The organism is Methylobacillus methanolivorans, from assembly GCF_044751345.1.
GTDB classification, from domain to species: domain Bacteria; phylum Pseudomonadota; class Gammaproteobacteria; order Burkholderiales; family Methylophilaceae; genus Methylobacillus; species Methylobacillus methanolivorans.
Genome location: NZ_JBIWXY010000001.1, coordinates 1,064,364 through 1,080,309, shown reverse-complemented (window position 1 = coordinate 1,080,309; position 15,946 = coordinate 1,064,364). Strand labels below are relative to the sequence as shown.

Annotated in this window: 13 protein-coding genes; 2 read left to right on the top strand and 11 right to left on the bottom strand. The window is 54.7% G+C overall.

Features of this window, described 5'->3' with window-relative positions:
* Positions 1-71: 71 nt before the first annotated feature.
* From ACIKP9_RS04940 to purB, 9 genes are all read right to left on the bottom strand, one after another.
* Positions 72-413 (bottom strand): hypothetical protein, encoded by a 342-nt coding sequence (locus ACIKP9_RS04940; protein WP_400880057.1) that lies wholly within the window; start codon positions 411-413, stop codon positions 72-74.
* A gap of 29 nt (positions 414-442) precedes the next feature.
* The gene (locus ACIKP9_RS04935; protein WP_400880055.1) at positions 443-1,480 is read right to left on the bottom strand and encodes a peptidoglycan DD-metalloendopeptidase family protein; all 1,038 of its coding nucleotides are present in this window, start codon (positions 1,478-1,480) and stop codon (positions 443-445) included.
* Positions 1,480-2,151 (bottom strand): protein-L-isoaspartate(D-aspartate) O-methyltransferase, encoded by a 672-nt coding sequence (locus ACIKP9_RS04930; protein WP_400880052.1) that lies wholly within the window; start codon positions 2,149-2,151, stop codon positions 1,480-1,482. Before ACIKP9_RS04930 ends, ACIKP9_RS04935 begins: the two co-directional genes overlap by 1 nt.
* 2 nt (positions 2,152-2,153) lie before the next feature.
* Positions 2,154-2,897, bottom strand: a complete 744-nt coding sequence (gene surE / locus ACIKP9_RS04925) for a 5'/3'-nucleotidase SurE (protein WP_230347588.1) — start codon at positions 2,895-2,897, stop codon at positions 2,154-2,156.
* Between the two features lie 78 nt (positions 2,898-2,975).
* Positions 2,976-3,575, bottom strand: a complete 600-nt coding sequence (gene wrbA, locus ACIKP9_RS04920; RefSeq protein ID WP_400880049.1) for an NAD(P)H:quinone oxidoreductase — start codon at positions 3,573-3,575, stop codon at positions 2,976-2,978.
* A 4-nt stretch (positions 3,576-3,579) separates the two neighbouring features.
* Positions 3,580-4,029 (bottom strand): cysteine peptidase family C39 domain-containing protein, encoded by a 450-nt coding sequence (locus ACIKP9_RS04915; RefSeq protein ID WP_400880046.1) that lies wholly within the window; start codon positions 4,027-4,029, stop codon positions 3,580-3,582.
* 48 nt (positions 4,030-4,077) lie between these two features.
* Complete coding sequence (locus ACIKP9_RS04910) at positions 4,078-7,248, bottom strand: translocation/assembly module TamB domain-containing protein (protein ID WP_400880043.1); 3,171 nt, start codon at positions 7,246-7,248, stop codon at positions 4,078-4,080.
* Positions 7,248-9,080, bottom strand: a complete 1,833-nt coding sequence (locus ACIKP9_RS04905; protein ID WP_400880040.1) for an autotransporter assembly complex protein TamA — start codon at positions 9,078-9,080, stop codon at positions 7,248-7,250. Before ACIKP9_RS04905 ends, ACIKP9_RS04910 begins: the two co-directional genes overlap by 1 nt.
* The gene (purB, locus tag ACIKP9_RS04900; protein WP_400881862.1) at positions 9,064-10,434 is read right to left on the bottom strand and encodes an adenylosuccinate lyase; all 1,371 of its coding nucleotides are present in this window, start codon (positions 10,432-10,434) and stop codon (positions 9,064-9,066) included. The genes ACIKP9_RS04905 and purB overlap by 17 nt, the downstream gene beginning before the upstream one ends.
* 545 nt (positions 10,435-10,979) lie before the next feature.
* Between purB and acnB the strand changes: the two genes are divergently transcribed.
* Positions 10,980-13,547, top strand: a complete 2,568-nt coding sequence (gene acnB / locus ACIKP9_RS04895; RefSeq protein WP_400880037.1) for a bifunctional aconitate hydratase 2/2-methylisocitrate dehydratase — start codon at positions 10,980-10,982, stop codon at positions 13,545-13,547.
* A 63-nt stretch (positions 13,548-13,610) separates the two neighbouring features.
* Here acnB and ACIKP9_RS04890 read toward each other — a convergent pair whose 3' ends face one another.
* Positions 13,611-13,970 carry a VOC family protein gene (locus tag ACIKP9_RS04890; protein ID WP_400880035.1) on the bottom strand — a complete coding sequence of 120 codons (360 nt, stop codon included), beginning with the start codon at positions 13,968-13,970 and terminating at the stop codon, positions 13,611-13,613.
* Between the two features lie 107 nt (positions 13,971-14,077).
* Between ACIKP9_RS04890 and ACIKP9_RS04885 the strand changes: the two genes are divergently transcribed.
* Positions 14,078-14,599, top strand: coding sequence for a DUF3016 domain-containing protein (locus ACIKP9_RS04885; RefSeq protein ID WP_400880032.1), 522 nt, complete (start codon positions 14,078-14,080; stop codon positions 14,597-14,599).
* Here ACIKP9_RS04885 and ACIKP9_RS04880 read toward each other — a convergent pair.
* Positions 14,596-15,918: a sigma-54 interaction domain-containing protein gene (locus ACIKP9_RS04880; RefSeq protein WP_400880029.1), complete on the bottom strand. Its 1,323-nt coding sequence runs from the start codon at positions 15,916-15,918 to the stop codon at positions 14,596-14,598. The two genes, ACIKP9_RS04885 and ACIKP9_RS04880, sit on opposite strands and share 4 nt — an antisense overlap.
* Between the last annotated feature and the right edge of the window lie 28 nt (positions 15,919-15,946).

Below are 15,946 nucleotides of genomic sequence, written 5' to 3'. Positions count from 1 at the left end.
TGAAAAACAAAAAAGGATAACCAAGTGGTTATCCTTTTTTATTGTCCAGGGTAAGTGAAGGTATAGCCGACTTAAAAGCTGCCTGTGGTGGCGAGCCGGAACACGAAGAATAAGCCGATGGCCATCATGGCATACATGGGAATGTCACCGCGTTTGCTCAATTCACCACGCCTGGGTGTTGTGAGCCAGCGGTTAGCAAGATAAAGCACCAATATCGCACCAGGGATCGCCAGCATTGTCCAGGTGCTGGAAAATATCCAGGTCATGGCGTGATCTAGCCAACCCTCATCATTGAACAGGTGTACTGCAAGGCCGATGATGCCGATGAGCATCAGCCCCAGCCGGAGCACTGCAAGCAATGTGGAGAGCAGGGATTCTGGCTTTGCCTCGGGGTTGGGCACAGGTTTGCTCATGACAGTGGCTCCTTGAAGCGGGTGTGTGATTAGCCTGGTGATGCGGGCAGGTATTTTGCCGGGTCTACGGATTTACCTTGTCGGCGGATCTCGAAATGCAGCTTGGTTTTGTCTGTATCCGAGTCACCCATTTCTGCGATTTTCTGGCCTCTTGTCACTTGCTGGCCTTCCTTCACTAGCACTTTGCTATTGTGGGCATAGACAGAAAGAAAGGTATTGTCGTGCTTGATGATCACTAGCTTGCCGTACCCACGTAAATCAGAACCACTATAAATCACCTTGCCGGGAGCTGCAGCGTTGACAGCCTGCCCCATGGTGCCACTGATATCCAGACCCTTGGTACTTGCCGAATCATTAAAACCTGCCGTGACCTTGCCGTTGGTTGGCCATGCCCACTGTATGCCTTCCACACTATTGGTGGCCGATGTGGCAGCAGCAGGGGCTGCGGGTGTGGCCACAGGGGTGGTGGTGTTTGTTGCGGCCGGGACTGGTGCTGCCACTACTTGCGGTTGTGGTGCAGGAACAGGCGCATTCAAGGCAGCTTCGCTGTAAGGCTGGCGCAATCCTTTGGGTTCAACGACCAACAACGGTTGGCCGGGAGCAGGCATGGAGCTTTCTGCAGGACTGGTTACTGTTGTGGGACTGCCACCATCCAGGTTGAGTGGAGTGATGATGACATCTCCATCGGCCATGCTGGCAGGTTGCCCAGGGATAGGACTGGCAGTAGCCGTGTTCGCGTCTGCTGCGCGCGCCGGCAGCTTGAGTTGTTGGCCGATATGGATGGTGTAAGCGGGAGGCTGAATATTATTCAGCTGGGCAATGTCTTTATAATAAAAGCCATATTCTAGGCCAATGCTGTAAAGGGTATCGCCTTTCTTGACGGTATGTGTATTCGGGCGCCAGTCACTGCCAGCGGTTGCGCTGGTGCTTGCCTTGCTTGGGGTGGTAGTCACCGGTTTTTTTGCAACCGGGGCTCTATCCACCACCGGTGCATGCTCGGTCGTGCTGCAACCGATGAGTAGTAGGCTGATTAGCCAGGATTTATTGACTTGCTTTGTCCATTGCATTAGTTGGTTCCACCTAGCAGCGGTACGAATTTCACCGCTTCCAGTTTACTTTGTCTGTATTCAGAGCCTGTAGCTGTCTTGATATGTTCAACCAGGTACAGGATTTGTTCTTCGGTGCCGACGGGAATCACCATGCGACCACCGACGGCAAGCTGTTCCAGCAACTCTTGCGGGATATGACGTGCAGCCGCTGTGACAATAATACCGTCAAAAGGTGCCATTTCCGGCAAACCCATGGTGCCATCGGCGTGTTTGAGCTTGATATTGGCCAGGCGCAATTCGCGCAAATGCCCGCGCGCCTTCATGAGCAAAGGGCGGATACGCTCGACGGAGTAGACTTCCTTGGCGACTTTAGATAGTACGGCGGTTTGGTAGCCGCAGCCGGTGCCGATTTCCAGCACTTTTTCTAGTGGGCCACCATTACGCAATATCTCAGTCATGCGAGCCACGATATAAGGCTGGGAAATGGTTTGCCCGAAGCCAATTGGCAATGAGCCATCTTCATAGGCGCGTGAGGATAGCGCTTCATCAACGAAGATATGGCGGGGAATGGCGCCGATGGCTGCCAGTACCACTTCGTCCTTGATGCCTTTTTCGCTCAAGCGTCCCAGCATGCGCTCGCGCGTACGCTGGGAAGTCATGCCGATGCCGCGTAATACTGGACTACTCATGTTTATAGCGCAAGCCAGTTCTTGACCTGTTCACGCTGGCTATATTGCGTGAGGTCGATTTGCAGGGGCGTGATCGAAATGCGGTTTTGGTTCACGGCATTGAAGTCAGTGCCTTCACCAGCGTCTTGTGCGCTACCTGCTGCACCTATCCAGTAAACTGTTTGTCCACGCGGTGTGGCAGATTTGATCACAGGCTCTGCCTTGTGGCGCTTGCCCAGGCGTGTGACTTCGGTGCCTTGAATCTGATCGAATGGCACGTCTGGCACATTGATGTTCAGCAGTACAGGTGGCGGAAAGCGGTCTTGTTGGTAGCGTTCAACAAGGCTCACCATAAAGCGTGCCGCAGTCTCGAAATGTTGCACGCCATGGCGTGACATCGAGACGGCAAATGACGGCACACCCAGCAAGAAACCCTCGGTGGCGGCAGCGACGGTACCCGAATAAATCGTGTCGTCACCCATATTGGCACCATCATTGATGCCAGAAATCACCATGTCCGGTAGTTCGTCGAGCAAGCCAGTGACAGCAAGGTGCACGCAGTCTGTTGGCGTGCCGTTGACATAATAAAAGCCATTGCTGGCTTTATGCACTGAGAGTGGCCGATCTAGCGTCAGTGAGTTACTGGCACCGCTACGGTCACGCTCAGGCGCAACTACCACGATATCGGCTACCTTGGATAAATGTTGGGCCAGGATATTGAGCCCAGGGGCAAAATAACCATCGTCATTGGAAAGAAGAATACGCATTTTTTTATTATAACCGAGTGACGAGGCGCTTTTCACGCCTCTTTTACTGACAATCAGGAAAAAATCTGCCGCAGTGATTTAATTGTCGTGCTTGAGCTTGATTGCCGTCTCCGCCAAGCGTTTGCCCAAGGCGATACACAGTGCTTTTTCATCGGCGCTGATGGGCTTGTCGTTCATCACCCCAGCAAGATGGCTGGCACCATAAGGTGTGCCGCCGGTGCTGGTGGCGGCTAGTGCCGGCTCGGAGTAAGGCAGGCCGAGGAGGAGCATGCCATGGTGCAGCAAGGGAAGCATCATCGAAAGCAAGGTGCTCTCCTGGCCACCATGCATGGACGACGTGGAGGTAAACACCGCAGCAGGCTTGCCAATCAAGGCACCCTTGAGCCAAAGCCCACTGGTGCCATCGAGGAAATACTTCATCGGTGCCGCCATATTGCCGAAACGGGTGGGGCTGCCCAATGCCAGGCCTGCACATTCTTCCAGGTCGGTGAGCTCGACATAAGGATCGCCACTGTCGGGAATATCAGGCTCGGTAGCTTCATGGTTGGCAGATACCTTGGGCACTGTGCGTAATCGTGGTTGTGCACCTGCAACAGAAGCCACGCCGCGTGCGATGAGTTTGGCCATCTCGCGGGTCGCGCCGCCCTGGGAGTAATAGAGGATCAGTATGTCTGCCATGTCATTAACCTTGTATATGTGATGAGTTCACTTGGCTTTCTGCCGGGTTTGAGACGGTGATGTACCATTTGGGCTGCATTGCCGTGAAATCCGTCCTGATGTTGCAGGGTAGATAGCTTGCCGAGTCCAGCACTACGTAATGATCGCTTATTCTTTTAAACACCACCCAATGCCAGAAATTTTTGCCATTTTCCTCATGGTGCTTGATGGCAAGCAATGCCAGGCTAGGCAAAGCATCCCAGGAGGTAAACGGGGTTTCATCAGCAGTGTTGACACCAGCGTGGCTCAACATGCGCCTGACATACTGGGTGTCAGACCATAGCGAGGTATCTGCTGCCTGAATCCCCATCTCATTGGCAAGCTCTCGCATTTCTGCATAACTCTTGCCGAGAATATTAGCCACTGCGGCAATGCCACAACCGGTTTCCTCTTCTTGTATGACGACTTTCATCATGAGCTTTCTTGCTAGGCCTCTGGAATATTGGCGACGACAATCACGCTGCTATTGAAAGCGGAACGTATAAAGCACATCTACCGCGCTCTCTGAGCCAGCCTGCGATACAACAGACCAACTGCGGCTGATCGTATAGGTGAGCTTGGCGACGTTAAGCAGGCCGGTCAGGCTCTTTTCGTAGCTGAGGTAGAGTTTGGACGATAGGCGCTTGCCGAAGTTGACGGTAGAGCTTTCTGCATCACTGCCGCCTATGCTGAAGCTGTCGAGCCCGGCAGCGCGCGCCATCCGGGTTTGCAATGGCACGGAATCACCCTGGGAAAGCAACACGCCAGCGGCGAGCGAAAGCATGGCGAACTCGTTCTTGCCTGCCTGGTCCAGGCCGTGACCCAATACAAGCCAGGAGAGTTTTTCACTATCCGGCACGCTGGGGTTGGACACCAGTTTGACGGTAGGCATCTGGGCATTACCGGTGATTTCGACGCCGGCCTGCACGCTCTGATTTTGGCGCATGGCAATGATATTGAGGCCTGGGTTGTCGACGGGGCCGCTGAAATTGACGATGCCCTTGGTAATATTGAGCACTTGCCCGTAGGCCATGTAGGTGCCACCAACGACGATGGAGCCTTCTGCACGCAGGCTGTTGGGTACGTTGCCCGACAGGGTGAGGATGCCCGTGAGGTAGCCATCCAGGCCAAAGCCGCGCAGCAGGAACTGCTTGCCAGGGTCTACAATGCCGATCACTTCATCGCCTAGGTTGATCCTGAGCCTGCCGATGGTGAATTGCAGTGGACTGGTGTCTTCCTCGCGCTCACGTCCAACTACGATGACGTCATTGCCTAGTTGTGGTGCGCCTTCCGGGGCTAGCTCGATCAAGCCACGCACAATGCGCAAGTCACCGTCCAGCATGAGGTGGTTGTCCTGCAAGGTGGTTTTTGCGTTGCCCTTCAATACCAAGGTGCGGTCTGTGCGTTCAGCGGCTGTGAAGTCATCCAGTAGCCAGTCGATGTCCATTTCCGGCTTGCCTTCGACGAGGCGGATGCCGCCACTGGCGTTGATGCTGCCTTTGCCACCGGTGAAGCGCAGCGTGTCGAGGGTAAGCCTGTCGCCCGAAAGCGATGCATCCAATTGACCATTGGTGAGGTTAACGCCTTCGCTAGGCAGGCTGACACTCAGGTTGCGGCCACGGATATTGCCGCCAAGGTTAGGGTTGCCTATGCTGCCATTTGCACTGATGTTGATGTTGAGCGTGCCATCTGCCTGGACATCGGGAGAGGGTAGCCAAGCAAGACTATTGATATTGGCCTCCAGGCTGGCTTGCAATGGCGCATTGCTTTCCAGGTTGAAACTGCCCGCCGAGCTGGTAACGCTGGTATGCAGCTTGCCTGTGATCGTGCCCAGTTTGTTGCCCTGGATGTTGGTGCTCAGGTCAATCTGGTTATCTCGCATAGCCAACAGCAATGTCACCTCGTTGAGGCCGAGTGGCTGTTCTGGCTGGCCTTCGCGTACAACGGTCAAATCGCCGGATTCACGCTGCAACGTGATGGTGCCATTGAGTGTTTCTGCGGCATTAATATCCCATTGCCCCGAAAATACCGGGTTACCCTTGAGGTTGGCAGGCAGCGAAAGCAGCATAGGCGGTATATCGCGCAAGGCCAATTGTTCGATGCGGCCTTGCGTTTGCAAGCCTGCAGGCCCTTGGTGCAAGGTATCAAGGCTGATACGTCCTTGCTTGAATTGCAGGGCGAGGTTCTCAATGGCCAATCCGTTGGTGTCATAGCGGATAGGCGTAGGCGCTTGCAGCTTGATCGGTGCATCTGCCTGGTAGTCAAGTTGTTCCAGGGTGCCTAGCCAGGTACCGCTGTCATCCATGCCACCACTTAGCCTGGTGTTGAGTTGTAAACCTGTGCTGCTGGCCTCAAGGTTGAGCACATGCTGCGCACGATTGCCGTTGAGGGTGAGCTTGCCATTCATGAAACTACCCTGGTTGATACGCAAGCCTTCGGCATTGAGGGCAGCGTTGAGGTCGCCCATGGTATGCAGGCTGCCATTGCCCGTGAGTTTACGTGATGTGATATTGCCTGGCAGGCGCAGGTTTTCTGCCAGTAGCTGGAATTGTGCCTTGAGGTCATCCAGCTGGCCGCTTACCGTGCCACTCGCTTCGGCCTTGCCAGCAAATGCAGGCCCCAAGGCATTGAGCGCGGGCAATGCCGCTTGCCAAGCGAGTGTGCTATCCGGCGTGCCCAGGCTGCCGTTGGCAGTGATGCGGTTACTGCCTAGCTTGGCATCCACCTGGATATTCTCCAGGAGATTGTCGAGCAAGTGTATGTCAGCCTTGGCTTGCAATGGTTGGCCGCGCCACTGGCTATCCAGGCTGTTGAGCGTCAGGTTCAGGTCGGTTGTCGGCAGGAGCTTGCCGTTGAGGCTGATGTCGGTGCTCAACCTGGCATCGGTTACCTGGCCTAGCGCCTTGGTATCCAGGTCGCGCAGGCGGATGTCCAGCTTTATCGGCAAGTCACCTTCCAGCGCTACTTCGCCGATGATGTCGAGTTTGCCGGCGGCAGGGAGTGAACTATCGATAGCGACCATGGCGGGCAGCTTGTCTTGCATGGCAAACAAGTTGTGCATCTCGAAGCGTAATGCCGTGAGGTCGCCTGAGAGTATGGTGTTGAGGTCATAAGGCATGGTGCCTTGTGTCTGGCGCGCGTGGATGTTGCCGGAAAGTGGGAAGGGCTTGCGATTTTGCAAGGCAACTTCAGCGGTGATCTCACCCCAAGGCGTTTCAGCGCGTGACAGTTGCAGGCGGATGGTTTGGCTATCCGCAGCCATGTTGAGCGTGACATGCTGCAACACTTGGCGACTGTTGCCGGAGACGATCTCGATTTCGTCGATAGAGGCTTGTTCCACTTCTAGCGGGAACGGCACCTGGATGGTCTCGGGCAATGCTGGCAGGCTACTCGCAGGTTCATCCGGCTTATCGTCTGCTGGCACCTGTTTCATGGTGATGACCAGGCGTTGAGCGTGCAGGCGGTCGACGCGCAAGCGGCCTTCGCGCGTGGGCAGTAAGCGCAGGTGGCTGTCAAACTGCAACAGGTCGATTTCCAAATTGCCGGCGTCGTAGTGCAGATCCTGCAGGCTGGAGCTGAGCTGGATCAAGGCATAGGCCGGTGCAATGCAGGGCAGGAACCATATCAGCAGAGTGAGCAGCAGGCGCTTTGCCATCAGAACACGACTCCCAGGTTGAAGTGCAAGCGATATTCGCCAGTTTCCTGGCCGCGGGCGATATCAACGCCGATCGGCCCTGCCGGGCTCTTGAAGCGCGCGCCCAGGCCATAGCCATAGACAGGCTTGAGGTCGCGGGTCGTGTTGGCGGCATTACCAAAATCGACAAATACCGCCGCGCCCCATGAGCTTGTTAGCCACTGAATGACCTCGATGCTTCCGGTGACGAGGTAGCGCCCACCAATCACCGCATCGCCATCGGCAACGCCCAGGCTCTGGTAGGCATAGCCGCGTACCGATTGATCGCCACCAGCACGGAACAGGTAAGTGGCCGGGGCATTATCGGCACCACTGACGATGCCGCCTTCGAGCCGGGTGATCAATTGCGTGCTGCGCGTGAGTGGATAATAGGCTTGGGTCTTGGCGTAGCTTTGCAGGAATTTTCCAGTCGCCATGACATCGAGCGGGGCGCTGGTGAACAAGGCATTGAACAAGTAGCCGCGTGTGGGATTGAGCTCGTTATCGATGCGGCGCAAGGTGATGCCGTAGGAGATAGTCGCGGCATAGTTGTTTTGTGATTCGCTGCCGTCAATGGCGACATGTTCGAGCAAATAGGCTGCCCCCACTGTTTGCTCGAAGCTGCGCGGCCCCCAGGAGCGCTTGACGCCGGTGCCGAGGGTAGAGGTTGTCTGGCCTTCAATATCGAGGCGGTTGAGATCGGCATTGAAGCTGTCGCGATAACCGTTCTGGTCGGTAGGCAGGCGGATCAGCGAGTTGAGCGATTGGGCCTTCTGCTCGATTTTCAAGGTGTTGGTGAAGCGCCAGCCACGATCGAACAGGTTGAGGTCCTGGTAGGTCAGCGTGGTGCGGGCGCCGGTATTGGTACTGGCACCGACACCGATGCCTATCTGTACCGATTGCAGCTCGGTGACGTTGACGACGATAGGCGCAGCTGCCGGGTCAGCATCGTCAGTACGCGATGTCACCTCGACATTGCTGAAATAGCCGCTGGCTTGCAATTCAGATTGGAAAAACAGCAAGCGTGCCTGGCTATAGGGCTCGCCGGGCTTGATCGGGTTGATGTTCTCGACCAGGCTGCGCGGGTAGCGTTGCAAGCCATTCACCTCCAGGCCGCCAAAGCGGAAAGGTGCGCCGCTATCAATTTCCACCACCAACTTGGCCTTGTTGTTGGTAGCGTCGATCTCGGCTTTGCTGTTGGTGATTTTGGCGTTAGGGTAACGTCGCAACATCAGGCCGCTAAGGAGCTTACGTTTTGCGCTGGTCCAGGCATCCTGGCTGAAGCGACTATCTTGTTTGAGCGCCCAGCTTTCTATCAGCTCGGATGTTGATGGCTGTTCGTCGCTGCCTTGGCTTGTGATCTCGCCAGTGAAGCGAATATCCACCTCTTGAATGGTGACCGGGTCGCCTGGATTGACCGTGAATTTGGCGCGGTTTCGGATGCTGTCGCCTTCTGTGCTGGTTTCCAGGTTTTGCTCAATACTGGGTGAGAAATAGCCTTCGGTGGCAAGCAAATCCTCAATGTTACGTGGGGCGGCTTGTAGCAGGCGATGCCATTCAGCATTGTTCATGCGCGGGTTATTGAGCCAGCGCATGATGTCCATGTGTTTTTCCAGCAAATCCTCGACCGAGGAAGGGGCATCAATGTTGACGCTATAGCGTGTATCGGCGCTAGCTTGGCTAGACCATACCAGTAAGCTGAACAGCAACCAGGCCTGGATGCAGTAAAGAACGCGACGCAGGCCCGGTGCTTTGATAGGGTGAGGGATGACCGCATGGGCCATCATGGTTGGCAGGCTAGATCGATTTCGCAAGTGCTGCGGCTTTTCCTGTGTAAGTAGCAGGGGTGAGCTCCAGAAGGGCTTGTTTGGCGTCAGCGGGAATCTTCAGGTCCTGAATAAAGGCATGCAGGGATTCCTTGTTGATGCCACCCTTGCCGCGCGTCAATGCCTTGAGTTGTTCGTAAGGGTTAGGCACTCCATATCGACGCATGACGGTCTGGATTGGTTCCGCGAGCACTTCCCAATTACTGTCCAGGTCTTCTTCCAGGCGTTGCAGGTTGACTTCCAGCTTGCCCAGGCCCTTGAGGCAGGAGTCGTAGCCAAGCAGGGCATAGCCCAGCGCCACGCCCATGTTGCGCAGCACGGTGGAGTCAGTGAGGTCGCGCTGCCAGCGGGAGATAGGCAGTTTTTCTGCCAGGTGGCGTAGTACGGCATTGGCTAGGCCCAGGTTGCCTTCGGAGTTCTCGAAGTCGATGGGGTTGACCTTATGTGGCATGGTGGAAGAGCCAACTTCGCCTTCCTTCACTTTTTGCTTGAAGTAACCCTGGGAAATGTAGCCCCAGATGTCGCGGTTAATGTCGATGAGGATGGTGTTGATGCGGGCGACGGCGTCATACAACTCAGCCATGTAGTCGTGCGGCTCGATCTGGATGGTGTAGGGGTTGTAGCCCAAGCCCAGGCTCTCGACGAACTTGCGTGCAAAGCTTTCCCAGTCAAATTCAGGGTATGCAGACAGGTGGGCGTTGAAGTTACCCACGGCACCGTTAATCTTGCCGAGAATGTCATTGTTTGCCAGTTGCTCGCGTTGACGGCGCAGGCGGTACACCACGTTAGCCAACTCCTTACCCAGTGTTGTGGGAGAGGCAGTCTGGCCATGGGTGCGCGACAGCATGGGCACATCGGCCAATGTGTGCGCAAGCTCGGTCAGGCGGGCAATGATCTTGTCGATGGTCGGCAAGATGACTTCGTCACGTGCGTGCTTGAGCATCAATGCATGCGAGAGGTTGTTGATGTCTTCAGAGGTGCAGGCGAAGTGGATGAATTCACTGACTTCGCGGATTTCATGGTTGCCGTCGAAGTGTTCCTTGAGCCAATATTCCAGCGCTTTCACGTCATGGTTGGTACGCGCTTCAATCGCCTTGACCTGGGCGGCATCAGCCTCACCAAAAGCCGCGATGACTTTGTCCAGCTCTGCGATGGTGCCAGCACTGAATGGCGCGATTTCCTTGAGCTCGGTTTCGGCAGAGAGTGCCTTGAGCCATTCGACCTCGATCAATGCGCGGAAGCGGATCAGTGCATATTCGCTGAAATAGGGGCGTAATGGATCAAGCTTGGATTGATAGCGACCGTCGAGGGGGGAAAGTGCGTTAAGAGGGGTAAGCTCCATCAGTAAACCTTTTTGCATGGCAAAGTGAATGCGGGCAGAGTGAGTGGCTCCCATGTAAGCAACTCAGCCAGCGTTGAAAAAACGTGATTTTACCTGACATCTGCGATTGACAAAATCATGGATTCACTCAATAGGTTTTTGCATGCGGCATAGCATGCCTGGCGTGCGCCAAACCAGTGCGTGAGTGCGAGTGCTGGTGCTGGTTCGCGTCATGAAACCAGTAGGGATGATCCGCGATGTTGGTTAAGCCAATATCACAATGGAGTCTGCAGCGTAAGCAGGCACGTTAGCGATAGGTGTGCACTCAGGTTTGTTTTGCAAACAAGATTCATTCTCGTAAAAAGGCTGTAAAAACAGGCATGTTCATTGCATGCAGCAAAAGGCTGACGTTTTATAAGCCAGTCGCAACACTGTATAATTCGCTTATTCAGGTCATGCAAACCATCCTGGTCGCCATTGGGCTACTTAACATGGATCAAAGCGGTGCGATATAGCAGCACCTACGCGGTTTGCAGGCTATTGCTATCACGACTCAATGGAAAACCATGCTAATTGCTTATCGTAAACATGTAGAAGAACGTGCCGCTGCTGGCCTTCCCCCTTTGCCACTGGATGCAGAGCAAACTGCTGCGCTGGTGGAGTTGTTGAAGAACCCTCCTGCAGGTGAAGAGCAATTCCTGCTCAATTTGCTGGAAAATCGTATTCCTGCCGGGGTTGACCAGGCTGCTTATGTGAAAGCGGCTTTTCTTGCGGATATTGCCAAGGGTGAGGCGACTTCTTCATTGCTGAGCCCTGAGCATGCCGTGAAGCTGCTGGGCACCATGCTGGGTGGTTACAACGTGCAGGCCTTGGTAGGCTTGCTGGATAGCCCGCTGGCAGATCACGTCGTCAAGGCGCTTTCTCATACTATCCTCATGTTTGATGCCTTCCACGACGTGGCTGAAAAAATGAAGGCGGGTAATACCCATGCCAAGACCTTGATCGAATCCTGGGCTGCTGGTGAATGGTTTACCAGCCGTGCCAAGTTGCCGGAAGAAATGCGCCTGGTGGTGTTCAAGGTGGATGGCGAAACCAATACCGATGACCTTTCTCCCGCGCAGGAGGCATGGTCACGCCCAGACATTCCATTGCATGCCAAGGCGATGCTCATCAACAAGATGGCCGATGGTTTGCAAACACTGGAAAAACTCAAGGCTCAAGGCTTGCCCCTGGCTTATGTCGGCGATGTCGTCGGCACTGGCTCTTCCCGCAAGTCTGCGATCAACTCCGTGCAATGGCACATGGGCAACGATATTCCCTATATCCCCAACAAGCGCACTGCCGGTGTCGTGTTGGGCGGCAAGATCGCACCTATCTTTTTCAATACCGCAGAAGACTCCGGTGCCTTGCCGATTCAATGCGATGTGAGCGCCATGAGCACCGGTGACGTGATTACTGTGCGTCCCTATGATGGCAAGGTGCTTAACGCTGCCGGCGAGCAAATCGCCAGCTTTGAGCTTGCACCCTTGACCATGCCGGATGAAGTGCGCGCGGGTGGTCGTATTCCCTTGATCGTAGGGCGTGGCCTTACCAACAATGCCCGCCAGTTGTTGGGGCTGCCACCTTCTGATTTATTCATTCAGCCGATTGCGCCGGAAGACACTGGCAAGGGCTATACCCTGGCGCAAAAGATGGTTGGGCGCGCTTGCGGCCTGCCTGAAGGCACTGGTGTTCGCCCTGGTACTTATTGCGAACCCAAGATCACAACCGTCGGCTCACAAGATACAACCGGCGCGATGACGCGCGACGAGCTAAAAGAGCTGGCTTGCCTAGGCTTCTCGGCTGATCTGGTGATGCAGAGCTTCTGCCATACCGCAGCCTACCCCAAGCCAGTCGACATCAAGCTGCAGCACAGCCTGCCAGAGTTCATCTCCAGCCGCGGTGGCGTCAGTCTGCGCCCTGGTGATGGTGTGATCCACTCCTGGCTCAATCGCCTGATCCTGCCCGATACCGTCGGCACTGGCGGCGATTCGCATACCCGTTTCCCGATTGGTATTTCCTTCCCAGCCGGTTCTGGCCTGGTGGCGTTTGCTGCTGCTATGGGCGCGATGCCGCTGGATATGCCGGAATCAGTGCTGGTGCGCTTCAAGGGCGAAATGCAGCCCGGCATTACCTTGCGCGACCTGGTGAATGCGATTCCTTATGCTGCCATCCAGAAGGGCGAACTTACTGTTGGCAAGCAGGGCAAGAAGAATGTCTTCAATGGTCGTATCCTTGAAATCGAAGGCTTGCCTGATCTTAAGGTGGAGCAGGCGTTCGAGTTTGCTGATGCCTCCGCTGAGCGCTCTGCCAATGGGTGTACCGTGCACCTAAACAAGGAGCCGGTCATTGAGTTCCTCAAGTCCAATATCGTGCTGATGCAGAACATGATAGACAACGGCTATGAAGATGCACGCACCCTGCAACGTCGTATCGAGGCCATGGAAGCCTGGCTGGCTGATCCGCAGTTGTTGCAGCCAGATGCTGACGCTGATTATGCCTATGTGCTGGAAATTGACCTCAATGAGGTCAAGGAGCCATTGGTGGCTTGCCCGAACGACCCGGACGACATCAAGCCATTGTCTGCGGTGGTGGGCGACAAGATTGACGAAGTCTTTATCGGTAGCTGCATGACCAACATTGGCCACTATCGTGCTGCGGCCAAGGTGCTCGAAGGCGCAGGCGGTATCCCAACCCGCTTGTGGATTGCGCCACCGACCCGTATGGACGAAAGCCAGTTGCGTGATGAGGGGGTTTATTCAGTCTTTGGCGTTGCGGGCGCCCGTACCGAAGTGCCCGGTTGCTCCTTGTGCATGGGTAACCAGGCGCGAGTGGCAGACAAGGCCACCGTGTTCTCGACCAGCACCCGTAACTTCGACAACCGCATGGGCAAGGATGCCCGCGTCTACCTTGGTTCAGCCGAACTGGCCGCCGTGTGTGCACGCCTGGGACGCATCCCTAACCAGCAAGAGTATCTGGATACCGTAGGTGACAAGCTCAGCAAAAATGCTGACAACATCTACAAATATTTGAATTTTGACCAGATGCCGGAATACGCCAAGAAGATTATCCCGATCGCTGAAGTGGCAAGTTAAATTGCTGTTTCTCTGACAATAAGCCGCTTTAAGCGGCTTATTTTTTGTCCATTGTTACCGCTATCAATCAATAAGCTGTGCCCATACGGCAAACTCATTGCCACTTGGCTCCATAAAATGAAAGCGCCTGCCACCGGGGAAGGAGAAGATGGGCTTGATAATGCTGCCGCCTGCATCCTGGATTTTTGCCTGGGTTGCTTCCAACGCTTCACTGTAAAACACTAATAGCGCACTGCCGTGATCAGTGCTTGCACGCAACTCTGACCTAAAAAAACCACCCTCAAGGATATCGTTCTTGAACGCAATGTAATCTGGGCCAAAATCCTCAAAGGTCCAGCCAAATACCTGCTGGAAAAAGGTCTTGGTGGCTGCTAGATCATGGGCTGGGTATTCGACATAATTGATTTTTTCATGGTTGGACATCGATGATTCCTTGGGGAGAAGTCTGGTTGGCGTTATGGTAGTGCATGTGAAACACACGCAGTTTTCAGGTAAAACTAAAGTCTGGCAATCACAACAAAGGATATCGGATGCGACATATTCGTTATATACCCGTGTTGCTTATCTTCTTGTATCCAGGGATAGGCATGCTAGCAGCGGAGTTGCCTAGGCAGCCCGTGCAAATTGATTATATCCAGCCGGAGAGATTTACCGATATTGCCAGCACGGAGCATGGGCCACCTAATCAAAGCTATCTCGACCAGTTGAGCAAGCACATCATGAAAAAAGCGGCGAGCTATCTTGCAGAAGATGAACAATTGAGTATCGCGATCACGGATATCGACATGGCAGGTGGTTTTGAGCCATGGAATACGCCGGGAAATGACATCCGCATGATCAGGCATATCTATCCCCCTAGGATATCGCTGAACTATCAATTAAAAAATGCCGAAGGCAATGTGCTTGAGCAGGGCGATGTGCGATTGACGGACCTGAACTATCAATTCAATTCCACCTTGAATAGTGCCGACACCATGCGCTATGAGAAAGCCCTGGTAGATGATTGGCTGGCAAAACTATTCGCAGGACGGCCAGCACCACGGGGAGATTAGCCAGCGTTTTTCAGCTTGCGCCATAAAGTGGTACGGCTGATACCCAAGGTCTGGGCCGCTTGCGTGAGGTTGCCATGATGGCGGGCAATCACGGCCTGGATTTCGTCTACATCCCACTGGCGACGCTTGCTGGCTGAAGTTGTGTGCTGGATATGGCTGGCTGCTTCTGTGTGCATGAATTCGCTAGGCAGGTGTTGCAGCTCTATCACGCTGTTGTTTGCCATCAGCCAGGCATAACTCAGCACATTGCGTAGCTCCCTCACATTACCCGGCCAGTCATATTGCATTAGCTGCTGCATGGCTTCGTGATTGATCTGTGGGCTGGCAGCTCCGTGGGCTTGTTCTTGCAGCAGATGCTTGGCCAGCAAAGGGATGTCATGCCGACGCTCACGCAAAGGTGGCAGGAAGATCGGGATGACACGTAGGCGGTAAAGCAGATCGTGGCGGAAGCGCCCGGATTTTGCCTCCTCGCGCAATGCCCGATGTGTCGCGGTAATAATGCGTACATCGGCAATGAGCCTGCGCTCGCCACCCAGCGGGGTGAACTCTCCTGTTTCGAGCACGCGTAACAGCTTGGCTTGCAGGTCTAGCGGGATTTCTGCAATTTCATCCAGAAAGAGTGTGCCGCCGCGGGCCTGCTCGAAGACGCCAATGTGCTGGCGTATCGCGCCGGTGAATGCGCCCTTGGCGTGCCCAAATAATTCACTTTCCAGGATGTTGGGGTTGAGCGCTGCACAGTTAATAGCAACGAAAGCCTGGCCCTTGCGTGCGCTTTCTTCGTGGATAGCGCGTGCGACCAATTCCTTGCCGGTGCCGGATTCACCGCGTACCAATACGGGCAGGTCAGTCTGCGCGACGCGGCTGATCATGGCGAAGACATTTTGCATGAGTGGATCATGGCTAATCATGCCGTGATAAGGCTTACCGGGCACAGGAAAGGCTGTTTCCACGGTTGGCATGGAAGGATAGGCGATCAGCACGGCAATGCCACCATCGAATCGCCCCTCAGTATCAAACAACGGCATGGTGTATTTCTTGACCACACGTGGCTGGCCGCCAGCAGTGTGTAAGGTAAGGATGCGGCCTTCTGGTTTGTCATTCGCCGTGACTTCATAAGCTGCCTGGCAGCTGTCGCAATGCTCGCCGTATAAGCCAGCTTGATTCATGACATCTTCTGCCGGGAAGCCCAGCAGTTTTTCGGCACCTGGGCTCCAGTATTGAACGCTGCAATCGCGGTTGACCGTAATCACTGCGGCATCTGGCATGAGTTGGGCGATTTGCGCTGCAAGTGGCGTAGACATAATAATAGGGTGTTTCAAGATAGTGTTTCATTTTTATATCATGAAA